The organism is Pseudacidovorax sp. 1753, assembly GCF_040544975.1.
GTDB lineage: Bacteria > Pseudomonadota > Gammaproteobacteria > Burkholderiales > Burkholderiaceae_C > Xenophilus.
The window spans coordinates 41,429-56,356 of the sequence record NZ_JBEPKY010000019.1; the positions used below are offsets into that span (position 1 = coordinate 41,429).

The window sequence follows — 14,928 nt, forward strand, 5'->3', positions numbered from 1 at the left end:
GCCGTCACGGGCCGCTGCTATCCTGCCCGGATGACGGGCGACAGGCTTCAACGGCTTCGGCGATGGTGGGGCGATGCGCCCCATGCCGATGCACGCGTGGACCTCACGCTGGCGCGGGCCTACATCCTCGACACGCGGGACACGCCCTTCGTGGCGGCGCTCACGGCGGCCGTCTTCTGGATCACCTTCGCCGTGCTCACGCGGCAGGCGGGCGTGTTCGTCTGGGCCGCGATGGTCCACGGCATGCAGTGGCACATGTACCGCCACCTGCACGGCGTGGATCCGGCCACCTTCCGCCCCGAGGACGCCGCCCGCTGGCGCCGCCGGCTGGAGTGGCGCATGCTGCTGCCGGGCCTGGTCTGGGCGGCGGCGCCCTGGCTGTTCTTTCCGCGCGGCGACCTGGCGCTCATCCTGCTGCAGTACTTCTTCATCAGTGGCGTGGCCAGCGTCTCGATCGCTGCGCTGGCGCAGTGGTGGCTGGCCACGCTGTGCTTCGGCGTGCCGCTATACCTCAGCATCGCCGTGCGGCTGATGACGGCCGGTGAGGGCGGCCCGGCCGTGCTGATGGGCGTGCTGGCGCTGTCGCAGCTGCTGGCCACGCTGCACTACGCCCGCAAGCAGAACCTGCTGATCGTCGGCGCCATCGAGTCGGGCCTGGAGAACGCCCGCCTGGCCGAGGCCCTGCAGACCGAGCTGGACCGCGTGGCCCAGTTGGCGGCGCAGCGCGCGCGCATCTTTGCCGCGGCCAACCACGACCTGCGCCAGCCCATGCATGCCCTGGCCGTCTTCATCGATGCGCTGGAAGGCGGCCGTCCCGCCGCACCGGCCGCCGTGCGCCATATGCAGGGCAGCATCGAGGCTCTGCGCGGCTCGGTCGATGCGCTGCTCGACATCGCGCAACTGGACCGCGGTGCCGTGGCCGTGCAGCTGGCGCCGGTGGACCTGGGCGAATTGTTCGACGCCCTTCATGGACGCTTCGCGACGGCGGCAGCGGCCAAGGGGCTGCGGCTGCGGGCGCGCCCCACCGCCGCCCGCGTGAATGCGGATGCGCAGATGCTCTCCCGCCTGCTCGCCAACCTGGTGGACAACGCGCTCAAGTACACCGCTCAGGGCAGCGTGCTGATGGCGGCGCGTGCGTCCACGCAGGACGGCGAGGCAGGCTGGCGCATCGAGGTGCGCGACAGTGGCATCGGCATTGCGCCGGAGCACCGCGAGCAGGTCTTCGAGGAGTTCTTCCAGGTCGACAACCCGGGCCGCGACCGTTCGCGCGGGCTGGGCCTGGGCCTGGCGCTGGTGGCCAGCATGGCCCGCACGCTGGGCAGCCGCATCGCACTGCGCAGCGCGCCGGGGCAGGGCAGCACCTTCTCGCTCTGGCTCGCGGCCGCGCCGCCGCTACCCGAGGCGCCGGCCGCCGAAGCGCTGCCGCCCTGTACACCGGCACGCATCCTGGTGCTGGACGACGAGGCGCCCGTGCGCGAGGGCATGCGTGCGCTGCTGGGCGGCTGGGGCCACGACGTGGTGGTCGCCGCCTCACCCGGCGAGGCGTTGGCGCTGCCCGGTCGCTTCGACCTGCTGCTGAGCGATCTTCGCCTGGGCGAGGGTCTGTCGGGCCTGGCCGCGGCACGCACGCTCCATGGCCTGGGCAAGGTGCGCGAGGTGGTCGTGGTGACCGGCGAGACCGCGCAGGCCGACCGGGCCCAGGTCGAGGCGGCCGGCTTCCAGCTGCTGTACAAGCCCGTGTCGTCGGCTGCGCTGCGGGCCGCCATCGTGCGCGCCGTCGGCCCCTGCCTGGAAGCCGGTGGTGCCGCCGCTGCCGGCCCTGTCTTTTCCTGATGCCTCTTCCCATGCCCGCACCCGCGACGCTGCCCGCGTCCTCGCAACCCTGCCCCTGCGGCCGCAAGGCGCGAGGCCGTTCAATCGCCTTCGCCGACTGCTGCGGTCGCTTCCTGGCCGATGCGCAGACGCCTGCCGACGAGCGTGCCGCGCGCGTGTCCGATGCGGAGACGCTCATGCGTTCGCGCTACACCGCCTATGGCCTGGGCGATGAGGCCTACCTGCTGGCCACCTGGCATCCGCGAACGCGGCCCGCCATGCTGCAGTTGTCCGAGTCGCCTTCGGTGCAATGGCTGGGCCTGGATGTGCGGGCGCACCTGCCGCTGGGCGCAGACTTGGCCGAGGTGGAATTCGTCGCCCGTTCGCGCGATGCCCCCGGCCGGGCTTCGCGCCTGCACGAGCGCAGCCGCTTCGTGCGCGAAGACGGCCGCTGGTATTACGTGGACGGCGACCTGCGCTGATCTGCCTCGCTTGGCGCGTCCACCCGTGGACCCGCCGCAGCCACCCGCCGCATGGCGATGGCATGGAAAGGACACACCACCGCGCAATCGCTGCAGCCGGTGCAGGCGGGGGCGTCATGCAACACCGCCTGCTTCTTCCAGTCGCGGCTTTCGAGACTGAGCACATGCGGTGGGCAGGCCGCCACGCACCAGCCGCAGCCGGTGCAGCGCGCGGCGTCGACCAGGGGCAGCCAGCCGGGGCGGTGGCGGCTGTCGCGCGATGAAGCGGGAGGGGCGTCGCTGGCCATGGTGTTCCTGGCCCAGTCTACGTTCGCTCGCCGAGGCAGGGCCGCGCCCTATACTGAAAAAATGAACGAACTCGTCCATTCGCGCGTGCGCCGCAGTGCCGCCGCGAAGCCTGCCGCCAGCCGCACCAACGATCCGGAGCGCACGCGCGCCAACATCCTTGAAGTGGCGGCCGAGGAGTTTGCTGAAAAGGGCCTGGCCGGGGCCCGCATCGACGAGATCGCCGCGCTGACGCAGACGAGCAAGCGGATGATCTACTACTACTTCGGCAGCAAGGAGGGCCTGTACCTTGCCGTGCTGGAAGAGTCGTACCGGCAGGTCCGCGAGATCGAGGCCGACCTGCGCCTGGAGGACCTGGAGCCCGAGACCGCACTGCGCCGCCTGGTGGCCTTCACCTTCGACCACCACCTGCAGCACGAACGCTTCATTCGCCTGGTGATGAGCGAGAACATCCACCGCGGCCAGTACATCGCCGCCTCGCAGCGCATCCAGGAGCTGAACGTGCCGGCCATTGCGGCCATCGAGCGGCTGTATGCGAGGGGCCTCGCCAGCGGCGTCTTCCGGCCCGGGCTCGACGCGGTGGACATCCATGCCTCTATTTCGGCGCTGAGCTTCTTCAACGTCTCGAACCGGCATACATTCGGGGCGCTGTTCAAGCTCGACACCACCTCCGCCGCCTACATGGCGCACCGCCGGGAAAGCGTGATCGACATGGTGGTGCGCTTCGTCAGCGCGCCCTGACCGCCGCCCCCCGGCCTCGGGTTTCTCCGGGAGCGAAAAACTAACCAGTTCGTACAAACTCCGCCCTTCTTCAAGGAGCGTGTATGTGGGGGAACTGTCTCGATCGGCTGTGCCGGTTTTTCTCCTTCGCCATGGTCGTCTGCCTGGCGCTGATGGTGGTCATGGTGTTCGGCAACGTCGTGCTGCGCTATGGCTTCAACGACGGCCTGCTGATCTCCGAGGAGCTGTCGCGCTGGCTCTTCGTGTGGATGACCTTCCTGGGCGCGCTGGTGGCGCTGCGCTCGCACCAGCACCTGGGCACAGACACGCTGGTGTCGCGCCTGCCGCGCGTGGGCAAGAAGCTGTGCCTGGGCGCCAGCCACCTGCTCATGCTGATGCTGTGCTTCTTCATGCTGCAGGGCTCGTGGGTGCAGATGCAGATCAACCGCGAGAGCACCAGCGCCGTCATGGAGGTCTCCATGGCCTGGTTCTACGGCGCGGGCGTGTTCTTCTCGGCCATCGCCATGGTCTTCATCGCCACCGAGTTCGTGGCGCTGCTGGCGGGCCGGCTCGCCGAGTCCGAGCTGATCGGCGTGACCGAATCCGAGGACGCGCCGCACGAGGCCGCCTCCCAACCCTCGCGCTGAAAGGACGGCCATGACCATCGCGATCTTCCTCGGCGCCCTGCTCGGCGCCATGGCCCTGGGCGTGCCCATCGCCTTCTCGCTGCTGGCCTGCGGCGCGGCGCTGATGTGGCACATGGACATGTTCGATCCGCAGATCCTGGCGCAGAACACGCTGGAGGGCGCCAACAGCTTCCCGCTGCTGGCCGTGCCCTTCTTCATGCTGGCCGGCGAGATCATGAATGCCGGCGGCCTGTCTCGGCGCATCGTCAACTTCGCGATGACGCTGGTGGGCCATGTGCGCGGCGGCCTGGGCTACGTGGGCATCATGGCGGCCATCATCATGGCCTCGCTGTCGGGCTCGGCCGTGGCCGATGCCGCCGCCCTTGCGGCGCTGCTGCTGCCCATGATGAACCGCGCCGGCTACGACAAGGCGCGCTCGGCGGGCCTGCTGTCGGCGGCCTCGATCATCGCGCCCATCATCCCGCCCTCCATCGGCTTCGTGGTCTTCGGCGTGGCGGCCAATGTGTCGATCTCCAAGCTCTTCATGGCCGGCATCGCGCCGGGCATCATGCTGGGCGCGGCGCTGTGGATCACCTGGTGGTGGCTGGTGCGCAAGGAGAACATCCAGCCCGCCCCGCGTGCCAGCCGCGCCGAGGTGCTCACCGCCCTCAAGGACGCCACCTTCGCGCTCGTGCTGCCGGTGATCGTGATCGTGGGCCTGAAGTTCGGCGTCTTCACGCCCACCGAGGCGGCCGTGGTGGCCGCCGTGTACGCGCTATTCGTCTCGACCGTGATCTACAAGGAGCTCAAGCTCTCGCAGCTCTACGGCCTGTTCGAGGCCGCCGCGCGCACCACCGCCGTCATCATGTTCCTGGTGGCCGCAGCGATGGTGTCGGCCTGGATGATCACCGTGGCCAACCTGCCGGCCGAACTGGTGGCCGTGCTGCAGCCCCTGCTCGACCGCCCGATCCTGCTGATGTTCGTGATCATGGTCATCACCATGCTGGTGGGCACGGCCATGGACATGACGCCCACCATCCTGATCCTCACGCCGGTGTTCATGCCCATCGTCAAGGCCGCGGGCATCGACCCGGTGTACTTCGGCGTGCTGTTCATCATCAACAACGCCATCGGCCTGATCACGCCGCCGGTGGGCACGGTGCTCAGCACCGTGGCCGGCGTGGGCAAGGTGAGCATGGACGAGGTCACCAAGGGCGTGTGGCCCTTCATGGTGGCGCAGTTCGGCGTGATGTTCCTGATGGTGTTCTTCCCCGCCCTGGTGATCGTGCCTGCGCGCTGGTTCCACGGCTGAGCGACCGCTCCTTTCTTCTTTCCGTTTTTCTTCTCGCGACCCAGGAGACCCCCGACATGAAGCGACTCTTCCTCAAGACCATCGTGGCCGCCGTGGCCCTCGCCGCCGCCGGCATGGCGCCCGCGCAGACGCGCACCATCAAGTTCGCCAACCAGAACGCCAAGGGCCACCCCATCGTGCTGGGCATGGAGAAGTTCGCGGAGCTGGTGGACAAGAAGTCCGCCGGCCGCCTGAAGGTGCAGGTCTTCCCCGGCGGCGTGCTGGGCAGCGACCAGGCCAACGTGTCGGCCCTGCAGGGCGGCACGCTCGAGATGGCGTCGATGAACTCGGGCATCTTCTCCAGCCTGGTGAAGGACTTCGCGATCTACGACTTCCCCTTCCTCTTCGGCAACGCGCGCGAGGCCGATGCGGTGGTGGACGGCCCCTTCGGCCAGAACCTGCACAAGAAGCTGGAAGACAAGGGCCTGGTCGGCCTGGCCTATTACGAGCTGGGCTTCCGCCAGATCACCAACAGCAAGCGCCCGATCCAGAAGGTGGAAGACATTGCGGGCCTCAAGCTGCGCGTGATCCCCAGTCCGATCAATGTGGACTGGGTCAAGGCGCTGGGTGCCAACCCCACCCCGCTGCCCTTCCCGGAGGTGTATGCCGCGCTGGAGCAGAAGGCGGTGGACGGCCAGGAGAACCCGGTGGCCACCATCAAGGCCGCCAAACTCTACGAAGTGCAGAAGTACATGACGATCACCAACCACCAGTACAACCCGCAGTCGGTGGTGATCAGCAAGAAGTTCTGGGACCAGCTGCCGCCGGCCGACCAGAAGATCCTGAAGGAGGCCGCGGTCGAGTCGGCCCAGTACGAGCGCACCCAGTCGCGCGCCATTCTGCAAAGCGGCCTGGAAGACCTGAAGAAGGCCGGCATGGAAGTGAACGAGTTGTCCGCCGCCGAGGTGACCAAGCTGCGCGAGAAGATGAAGCCCGTGATCGACAAGAACTCGGCCAGCGTGGGCGAGGGCACCGTGCAGGCCATGATGGCCGAGCTGGCCAAGCTGCGGAAGTGATGGCGGCAGGGCCGCGCGTGTGGCCCTGTCCATCGAGGCGGCCTGCGGGCCGCCTTTTTCTTTGGGCCCGCAGGGCCCGGTGCCCATGTTTTCTATGATCCCGCCATGGCCACTCTCTACGACCTCGCCCTCCACGCCATCCGCAAGCACTGGGCCGAGCACGACAACGCTTACCCGCAGAAGCTGCTGCTCACGCCGGCCCAGTACGACGCGCTGATCCAGGCCCGGCGCAATGGCCGCATCGCCATCAACATGGGCGACGAAGGGCTGGACAAGGAACGCTTCATGGGCGTGCCGCTGGCGCAGAGCGACACCACCCTCGGCGTGCTGGTGACGGCGGACGGGCAGGAGTGGCCGCTGGCCGGCGTTTGACGCCGCCTCGTCCGACCAAACCTATGCAGCGCCGGGTCCGCGCTGCGCCGGCGCCTGCGCCATCAGCCGTTCCAGCACCTCGATGCGGTGCCGGTGCGGCGTGGTGATCGCGTAGAAGCGCTCCTGCAGCGCGTCGGAGCGCCCCACGATCGCCAGCGTGCCGTTGCGCAACTCGTCCTGTACCACCACCTCGGGCAGCACCGTGAGCCAGCCGCTGTCGCGCGCGATCAGTCGCAGCATGGCCATGTCGTCCACCTCGGCGCGCAGCCGGGGCGTCACGCCGGCCGAGGCGCACAGGCCGTCGAACTGCCCACGCAGCGCGTGGCGTGGGCCGGGCAGGGCGATCTCCAGCCCATCGAGGTCCTCCGGGATGCGCAGCGGCCGGCCCTGCCAGCGGCTGGCCGGGCCCACCAGCGAGATCGACTGGCTGCCCAGCAGCCGGCAGTGCAGCGGCCGGTCAGGGTCGGCCGGCACGGTCTCGGTGGCCAGCACCACGTCGAGCTGGTGCTGCACCAGGCGCTCGACCAGGCCTTCGAGCAGGCCCGACTCCAGCGTGAGCACCACCGCCGGATCGGCCAGCAGCGGGCGCAGCCAGTTCTCCTGGTAGTTGCGCGACAGCGTGGCCACGGCGCCGACACGCAGGCGCGTGACGCCGGCGCTGCGGCCCTGCAGCCGGCCGAGCATCTCCTGGCCCAGGCCGAAGATGTTCTCGGCATAGGCCAGCACCAGCTGGCCGGTGTCGGTGAGCACCAGCCGCCGGCCCTCGCGCGTGAACAGCGCCTCGCCCAGCCGGTCCTCCAGCTGCCGGATCTGCGCCGATACGGCCGACTGGGAGGTGTGCAGTTCCTCGGCCGCCCGCGTCAGGTGGCCCAGGATGGCCACGCGCCAGAAATAGAACAGGTGGTGGAAGTTAAGCTGCTCCAGCTGCATCGTTCCTTTTTGAAGATCGATTGGTTCGTATCAATGTAATTTACAGAACGAAATCCGCCAAGCATCATCGCGCCCAGTTTTCTTCGGAGGGTTCGCGATGGACTTCGCACACATCCCGGGGCCGGCCCTGTCGCTGCTGCCGCCCCTCGCCATGGCGCTGGCCGCAGCGCTCGCCCTGTCGGGCCGGCTGGCCGTGGCGGCCAGCTGGCGCGGCTTCCAGGCGCTGTGCGTCCTGGCGCTGGCGGCTGCGGCGCTGGCGCTGCTGGCCGGCCCGGTGCGGCTGCAGGGCTTACCCGGCCTGCAGCCCACGGTGCTCGGCCTCGTGCTGGCGCTGCTGGTGCAGGGCCTGGGCACCGTGATCGCCGGCTTCTCGGCCCGCTACCTGGAAGGCGAGGCCGGCCAGCGCCGCTATGCCGCCGCGCTGGGCGGCGTGCTGGCGGCCGTGCACCTGCTGCTGATGGCCGACCACTGGCTGGTGCTGATCGCCGCCTGGGCCGCCGTCGGCGTCGCCCTGCAGTCGCTGCTGTGCTTCTACCCGGACCGTCCCTTCGCGCTGCTGGCCGCGCATAAGAAGCGCATCGCCGACCGGGTCGCCGACGGGCTGCTGCTTCTGGCCGCGGGCCTGGCCTGGCGCGAGGTGGGCAGCGGCTCGCTGTCGGCGCTGTGGGCGCATGTCGCGCAGCACGGCCTGTCCATGCCTTTGCAGTGGGCTGCCGTGGCGCTGATCCTGGCGGTGGTGTTGCGCACGGCGCTGCTGCCGGTGCATGGCTGGCTCATCCAGGTGATGGAGGCGCCGACGCCGGTGTCGGCTCTGCTGCATGCGGGCGTGGTCAACCTGGGCGGCTTCGTGCTGATCCGCTTCGCGCCGCTGCTGGACGCGGCGGCACCGGCGCGCTGGCTGCTGCTGGGCTTCGGCCTGGCCACCGCGGTGCTGGCGGGCCTGGTCATGCTCACGCGCATCAGCATCAAGGTGCGGCTGGCCTGGTCCACCGTGGCGCAGATGGGCTTCATGCTGCTGGAATGCGCCGTGGGCCTGTACACGCTGGCGGCGCTGCACCTGATCGGCCACTCGCTCTACAAGGCGCATGCCTTCCTGTCGGCCTCGGGCGTGGTGCGCGACACGCGGCGGCAGGCGCTGCATGCGCCGGCCGTGCCCACGGCGCTCAGCCTGCTGCTGGCGCCGGTGCTGGCCATCGGCATGGTGCTCGTCGTGCTCGCCGCCATGGGCGGCCCGGCCTGGCCGCTGTGGTGGAGCGCGCTGCTCGGCCTGGCCTGGGCGCCGATGCTGTGGCTGCCGGCCGCGCCGGCGGCGGTCGGTGCCCGTGTGCGGGCCCTGCTCTGGGGCCTGCTGATGATCGGCGGCCTGGCCCTGGCCGCGCGCCTGATGCATGCGCTGCCGCTGGGGCTGCAGGATGCGCCGCAGGCGCTGGCCGGCCCCGTGGCGCTGCTGGGCATGGTCCTGCTCTACCTGGGCCTCGCCACGCTGCAATGGCGGCCCCAGGCCCTGGCACGCGCGCGGCGCTGGAGCTATGCCGGCTTCTATGTCGATGAGGTTTACACCCGCCTCGCCCTGCGGCTGTGGCCGGCCAGGTGGACGCCCGAGGCGCGTCGTACTGCGCAGGCCGGCCAGCTGTCGGTGCCCGCCGCCTGAGTGCGCCCGATCCCATCCCTCACACGGAGAACACCATGACGGATGTCCTGAATCCTCCACGCGTTGCCTCTGCCGCGGCATCCATCGATGCCACGACGCGGCCCCCACCCGGCGGCCTGCAGGCCGACCGGATCGACGCCGCCTGCCGCCGCGCCTGCGAGGCCATCGCGCCCGCCTGGCCGCTGGACAGTGCCATCGCCGTCAACCCGCACTGGTCGCGCACCGGCATGCCGGTGCGCCGGGTGGCGGCGCGCATGGCCGTGCTGGGCGGCATTCAGGTCTTCCCGCCGCGCGAGCGGCAGGCGCAGGCCTGGACCGAAGGCCGCATCACGGCCGCCGACCTGCAGCAGGCCCTGCAGCAGTTGCATGAAGCGGAACTCACGCCCGAGGCCTGCGTGGCCGCGCTGGCGCGGCCCCTGCCGGTGCAGCCACTGCCGCTGCTGATCGACGTGCTCGACAACGACCCGCAGCGGCACACGCGCCTGGCTTGGCGGCAGGCCATCACCCACCAGGTCAGCCAGACCTGCGCCGCGTGGTTCGACCGGCACCAGGCCGACTGGCAGCCGGCGCGCAAGCAGGGGCTCTACGCCTTCTGGCGCGAGACGCTGCAGCACGACCACGGCATCGGCCTGCTCATGGGTCTGCCGCACATCGGCCGCAGCATCGACGCCCTGCCACCCACGGCCCGCGAGGCCGAGCACTGGGTGATCGAGCGCCTGGGCCTGCCGCCGGCCGTGTGGGCCGACTACCTGGAGTCGGTGCTGCTCACCGTCAATGGCTGGGCGTCGTGGTGCGCCTACCTGGGCTGGCAGGCCCGGCTGGCGGGCCGTGACGATCCGCACCTGCGCGAGCTGCTGGCCATCCGCCTGGCCTGGGGCGCGCTGCTGCTGGATTGCAAGGACGACCTCGCCGCCCGGCAGGCCTTCGCGACCGTGCAGCGCGAGTGGGGCCGTGCGCCGGAGGTGCTGGCGCAGGCCGAGCAGGCGCTGCGTGTGGACGAGGTCTGGCAGGTGGCCCTGGAGGCCGGTTACCAGCGTGGCCTTGCGGCGTCGCTGGCCGGCCGTACGTTGTCGCCTGCGGTGCCGACGCCCGAGGTACAGGCCGCCTTCTGCATCGACGTGCGCAGCGAGCCCCTGCGCCGCGCGCTGGAAGCGGCCTGCCCCAGTATGCAGACCCTGGGCGTGGCCGGCTTCTTCGGCCTGCCGCTCGCGTACACGCCGCTGGGCACCGCCGCGCAGCGGCCGCAGCTGCCCGGGCTCCTGGCGCCCGCCGTGACGGTGGGCGATGTCCTGGTGCCGGCCGATGCCCGCGACGCTGCCGCAGCGGCGCAGCTGCAGCGGCAGGCCGTGCGGGCCCGCCAGCATCGCTTCGCGCTGGGCGACCAGTGGCATGCCGCCAGCCGCTGGCCGGGCGCGGCCTTCTCCTTCGTCGAGGCCGCCGGCCTGGGCTACCTGGGCCGGCTGGGCCGCTGGCTGCGCCCTGGCGTGCAGGACCGCGCGCGCGACGATCTGGACGGCCTGCCCGCGCGCTACCGGTCGGTGTGCCGGCCGCAGCTGCTCGGCCTGGATGACGAGGCGCGCGTGACGCTGGCGGCGCGCGTGCTGCAGTCCATGGGCCTCGTGCGGGGGCTCGCGCCGCTGGTGCTGCTGGTGGGCCACGGCAGCCAGTCGGCCAACAACGCGCATGCGGCGGCGCTCGACTGCGGCGCGTGCTGCGGCCAGACGGGCGAAGTCAATGCGCGCAGCCTGGCGCAGCTGCTCAACGATGCTGCGGTGCGCGAAGGCCTGAAGGCGCAGGGCATCGACGTGCCCGCGTCCACGGTGTTCGTGGCCGCGCTGCACAACACCTCGACCGACGAGATCGAGGGCTTCGACCTCGACCGGCTCTCACCCGACGCCCGCACCCGCTGGGACCGGCTGCAGCCCGTCATCGAGGCCGCCGCGGACCAGGTGCGCCGCGAGCGCGCGCCGCGCCTGGGCCTGGATCCGAGGGCGCCGGCGGAGGTGCTGCATCGCCAGCTGCGCCGCCGCGCCAACGACGGGGCGCAGACGCGTCCGGAATGGGGTCTCGCGGGCAATGCCGCCTTCCTGATCGCGCCACGCCATCGCAGCCAGAACGTGGACCTGGGCGGGCGCGTCTTCCTGCACGACTACGACGCCGCGCTGGACCCGCAAGGCCAGTTGCTGACCCAGTTGATGACCGCGCCCATGCTGGTCACGCACTGGATCAACTGGCAGTACCACGCCTCCACCTGCGACCCCGTGCGGATGGGCAGTGGCAACAAGCTGCTGCACAACGTGGTGGGCGGCACGCTGGGGGTGTTCGAGGGCAATGGCGGCGACCTGCGCATCGGCCTCGCGCGTCAGTCGCTGCACGATGGCCAACGCTGGGTGCATGAGCCGCTGCGGCTCACCGTGGTCATCGACGCACCGCAGGCGGCCATCGAGGCGGTGATCACCGAGCATGCCGTGGTTCGCGACCTGCTGGTCAACGGCTGGCTGCACCTGTGGCGCTTCGAGGGGCAGGCCTTGCAGCGTCTGGCGGAAGGCCGGTGGCACATGCTGGCCTGAAGATGCGGGCCCTGAAAAGAAAAAGGGCCCGCCGTAAAGCGGGCCCCAAGACAGTCCGGGTGTGGAGGGGAAGCAAGAGTCGGAGAAGATCGGACTGCCGAGAACGAAGTATGTAGCGGTGCCCTGAGTGGCACCTGACGGTCCGCACGCAAAGGTAACGGACCGTTCGCGGCCTTCGTTACTTGGGCAGCAGGACCTTGTCGACGACGTGGATCACGCCGTTGGACTGGTAGACGTCGGCGATGGTCACATCGGCCGAGCCGCCCTTCTCGTCGGTGATCTTCACGGTGCTGCCGCTGCGCGTGGCCTTGAGGTTGCCGCCCGCCACGGTCTTGAGCATGGCCTGGCCCTTGCCGTCGTCGATCATCTTCACGAGGGCTGCCGAGTCGACCTTGCCGGGCACGACGTGGTAGGTCAGGATGGTCGTCAGCTGGCCCTTGTTCTCGGGCTTGAGCAGCGTGTCGACGGTGCCGGCGGGCAGTGCCGCGAAGGCTGCGTTGGTGGGCGCGAAGACGGTGAAGGGGCCCGGGCCCTTGAGGGTGTCGACCAGGCCGGCGGCCTTGACGGCGGCGACCAGCGTGGTGTGGTCCTTGGAGTTGACGGCGTTGTCGATGATGTCCTTGGTGGCGTACATCGGTGCGCCGCCCACGGTCACCTGGGCCGATGCGCCGATGGCTGCACCGCCGAGTGCGAAGACGGTGAGGGTGGCGGCGAGGATGCGGGTGGTCTTCTTCGAGAAAGTCATGCAAGGCTCCTTGGGCTGTTGTACCGCCGGATATGCGGCAGGCTCTTCAGATACGGGCCTGTGGCTAGGCTGGATGGCATCGGCCTGCGCGGCGTCGGGGAATGCATCCGGCACGCGTTCTTTTGCGTAGATGCGCGCGCACTGCGGGTGCACGTTGGCGTTCGCAGGTGCTGTGCGTGCTGTGCTGTGCGGTTGGGTGCTCTGGAGTGGGCTTGCGCTTGCGTGGGTTGATGGGGCACAAGTGCTGCGCCGCTAACCGGCAGAGGGCGCCGGCATGCGCGCTCCCGGTGCACGCTCGCGCTGACCGGCTTGTTGCACCCGTGATGTGCTCGCCCTCCACCGACGTGCCTTGCGCACTGCACGGCGCCGCGAATGGCACCTCCGCACGCACACCGGCGCCCTCCACCTCGACGGTGTGTCCGAATGGCCGGGTTTGGCGCTCAGGGCTTCCGAATCCGTTCGTTCTGATCCTGTCGAAGGGCGGAACGGCGCGCTTCGCGAATGCCCGATGTTTCCCCGATCGATACATCACCACCCCCGTGGGGCGGGGCTTCGACAGGCTCAGCCCGAACGGTAGTCGGTTGGCTCGGCCCGAATGGTCCAGGGTCGGCTCCCCTGTGTGGCGCCGAGCCCAAGACCCCACTGCGCGGAAAGGGATGGGTTCGCGCACAGCGTCGAGGCGCATGCCGGCGTCCTCTGCCGGGTTAGCGGTCCAGCCCTCGTGCGTCCTTTGTCAGCTGTGAACGCACATGCAGGGCAGACCCATCACAGCGTCTTCTCGATCAACGCCCCATGGAACAGCACCGGCCCCGTGGGCCCGCGGTCGCCCGGCACGCCGCCCTTGGGTTCCAGGCTGACGGCGAGCGCGGGTGCCTGCTGCAGCACCTGCGCGCTGGCCGCGAGACGCATGCCTGCGGGCGAATCCACCACCCCCAGCGACTGCGGCGTGCGACCGGGCGGCAAGGCCCACAGCTGCAGCGAGCGGTCGGGCGCCACGTTGAAGTCGCCCACCCGCTGCAGCGTGAGCTGGCGATGCTTCGCATCGAAGGTCACCAGCATCGATGCGGCCGAACGGTCGTCGTTCAGCACCGCCACGTACTTGACCTGCTGCGCCTCGCGTGCCTGCTGCCAGAACTGCAGGCCGATCACCCCGGCCAGCACCGTGGCCGCCACGCCGGCGGCCGAGGCCCCGCGCCACAGCGCCAGGCTGCCCCACCAGCCCGTTGTGCGTGTCGGCGGCATGGTGGACGGCGCCGCCTTCTGCTGGGCCAGGCGGGCCTCCTGCAGGTCGGCGTCCACCAGGTTGCGGATGCGCGTCCACACCGCGGCCGGCGGGTTCACCGCAGGCGCGAGTTCGACGAAACCGGTCAGCCGCTCGCGCCACAGCAGCGCGCTCGCGCGCACCGCGGGCTGCTCGCGTGCCAGAGCCTCGAAGCGCCGGCGGGCGCCGCCCCGCAGGGTGCCCAGGGCATGGGCGGCCGACAGCAGGGCCAGCAGGCGGGCATTGGCGGCGATGTTCATGCGAGTCTCCTCGGGCCGGTGGCGGCGGAAGGACGGGGCCGCGTCATGCCGCCTGCTCCATGCAGCCGCGCAGCTTGTCCAGCCCGCGCCGGATCCAGGTCTTGATGGTGCCCAGCGGCTGCGCCAGGCGCGCGGCCAGCTCGCTGTGGCTCAGGTCGCGCAGGTAGGCCAGCGACAGCGCCTCGCGCTGCGCGTTGGGCAGCTGCTGCAGGCACTGGTGCAGCAGCCAGGCCTGCTCGCTGGCATCGGCCAGCTCCTGCGGGCCGGGCCCTGACGCGGGCAGGGTGTCGGCCAGTGTCTCGCTGAATTCCTGCGTCACGTCGGCGCCCTGGCTGGTCTGGCGGCGCAGCAGGTCGAGGGCGCGGCTGCGCACGATCAGCGACATCCAGGCCATCGGCGGGCTCAGCGTCGCGCGGTAATCGGGCGCCGAGCGCCAGATGGTGAGGAAGGCCTCCTGCAGCACGTCCTCCGCCCATTCGTGTTGCCGCACCACGCGCATCGCGAGGCCGAAGAGCCGGGACGAGGTGCGTTCGTACAGCGCCTGGAGGGCGGAGGCGTCGCGGCGGGCGACACGATCGAGCAGACCCAGCAGCTCGTCGTCGGGCGTCGTGGCGGAAGGCATCGGGACATTGTGCGGGAGCGGCGGCCATCTGGTGGGTACGCGCGTTCCCGGCTGCCGGATGCGCGCGGTGGGCGGCGATGAATTCACAAGTCCTTCAACTTTCGCCGGGTATGCATCCGGTCCATGAACGGGGCCGTAAGTCGAACGGGGCAGGCAGCAAGGACAGGTCGCGGAGGGCGACCGCCGACTGCCACCCCGAACCTCAACCCGTTGTTGCCCATCGAA

At 70.4% G+C, this 14,928-nt stretch carries 14 protein-coding genes; 9 read left to right on the top strand and 5 right to left on the bottom strand.

What is annotated here, in order from left to right; translation table 11 throughout:
• Window positions 1-30: 30 nt before the first annotated feature.
• Both ABIC63_RS22120 and ABIC63_RS22125 read left to right on the top strand, forming a co-directional pair.
• On the top strand, window positions 31-1,833 hold the full coding sequence (locus tag ABIC63_RS22120) for a hybrid sensor histidine kinase/response regulator (protein ID WP_294375222.1): 1,803 nt from the start codon (window positions 31-33) through the stop codon (window positions 1,831-1,833).
• Between the two features lie 11 nt (window positions 1,834-1,844).
• Entirely contained in the window at window positions 1,845-2,294 is a 450-nt protein-coding gene (locus tag ABIC63_RS22125) for a YchJ family protein (RefSeq protein WP_354321397.1), read from the top strand.
• Here the strand turns inward: ABIC63_RS22125 and ABIC63_RS22130 are convergent.
• A complete protein-coding gene (locus ABIC63_RS22130) occupies window positions 2,270-2,581 on the bottom strand; it encodes an ATP-binding protein (RefSeq protein ID WP_294375216.1) in 312 nt (103 codons plus the stop codon). The two genes, ABIC63_RS22125 and ABIC63_RS22130, sit on opposite strands and share 25 nt — an antisense overlap.
• Before the next feature lie 61 nt (window positions 2,582-2,642).
• Here ABIC63_RS22130 and ABIC63_RS22135 point away from each other — a divergent pair, with 61 nt between their 5' ends.
• From ABIC63_RS22135 to ABIC63_RS22155, 5 genes are all read left to right on the top strand, one after another.
• Window positions 2,643-3,320 (top strand): TetR/AcrR family transcriptional regulator, encoded by a 678-nt coding sequence (locus ABIC63_RS22135; RefSeq protein WP_294375214.1) that lies wholly within the window; start codon window positions 2,643-2,645, stop codon window positions 3,318-3,320.
• 131 nt (window positions 3,321-3,451) lie between these two features.
• The gene (locus ABIC63_RS22140; RefSeq protein ID WP_294375211.1) at window positions 3,452-3,946 is read left to right on the top strand and encodes a TRAP transporter small permease; all 495 of its coding nucleotides are present in this window, start codon (window positions 3,452-3,454) and stop codon (window positions 3,944-3,946) included.
• 10 nt (window positions 3,947-3,956) lie between these two features.
• Window positions 3,957-5,237, top strand: coding sequence for a TRAP transporter large permease subunit (locus ABIC63_RS22145; RefSeq protein ID WP_354321398.1), 1,281 nt, complete (start codon window positions 3,957-3,959; stop codon window positions 5,235-5,237).
• Between the two features lie 56 nt (window positions 5,238-5,293).
• Entirely contained in the window at window positions 5,294-6,292 is a 999-nt protein-coding gene (locus ABIC63_RS22150; protein ID WP_294375204.1) for a TRAP transporter substrate-binding protein, read from the top strand.
• A 105-nt stretch (window positions 6,293-6,397) separates the two neighbouring features.
• On the top strand, window positions 6,398-6,664 hold the full coding sequence (locus ABIC63_RS22155) for a hypothetical protein (protein WP_294375201.1): 267 nt from the start codon (window positions 6,398-6,400) through the stop codon (window positions 6,662-6,664).
• Window positions 6,665-6,685: 21 nt separating this feature from the next.
• Here the strand turns inward: ABIC63_RS22155 and ABIC63_RS22160 are convergent, their stop codons facing one another.
• Window positions 6,686-7,594 (bottom strand): LysR family transcriptional regulator, encoded by a 909-nt coding sequence (locus ABIC63_RS22160; protein ID WP_294375198.1) that lies wholly within the window; start codon window positions 7,592-7,594, stop codon window positions 6,686-6,688.
• 97 nt (window positions 7,595-7,691) lie between these two features.
• Between ABIC63_RS22160 and ABIC63_RS22165 the strand changes: the two genes are divergently transcribed.
• Entirely contained in the window at window positions 7,692-9,245 is a 1,554-nt protein-coding gene (locus ABIC63_RS22165; RefSeq protein WP_354321399.1) for an NADH-quinone oxidoreductase subunit L, read from the top strand.
• 35 nt (window positions 9,246-9,280) lie between these two features.
• Window positions 9,281-11,815 (top strand): YbcC family protein, encoded by a 2,535-nt coding sequence (locus tag ABIC63_RS22170; RefSeq protein WP_354321400.1) that lies wholly within the window; start codon window positions 9,281-9,283, stop codon window positions 11,813-11,815.
• Window positions 11,816-11,993: 178 nt separating this feature from the next.
• Here the strand turns inward: ABIC63_RS22170 and ABIC63_RS22175 are convergent, their stop codons facing one another.
• From ABIC63_RS22175 to ABIC63_RS22185, 3 genes are all read right to left on the bottom strand, one after another.
• The gene (locus ABIC63_RS22175; RefSeq protein ID WP_354321401.1) at window positions 11,994-12,560 is read right to left on the bottom strand and encodes a fasciclin domain-containing protein; all 567 of its coding nucleotides are present in this window, start codon (window positions 12,558-12,560) and stop codon (window positions 11,994-11,996) included.
• Window positions 12,561-13,325: 765 nt separating this feature from the next.
• Entirely contained in the window at window positions 13,326-14,081 is a 756-nt protein-coding gene (locus tag ABIC63_RS22180; protein WP_354321402.1) for an anti-sigma factor, read from the bottom strand.
• A gap of 43 nt (window positions 14,082-14,124) precedes the next feature.
• A complete protein-coding gene (locus ABIC63_RS22185; RefSeq protein ID WP_294375182.1) occupies window positions 14,125-14,703 on the bottom strand; it encodes an RNA polymerase sigma factor in 579 nt (192 codons plus the stop codon).
• Window positions 14,704-14,928 lie beyond the last annotated feature (225 nt).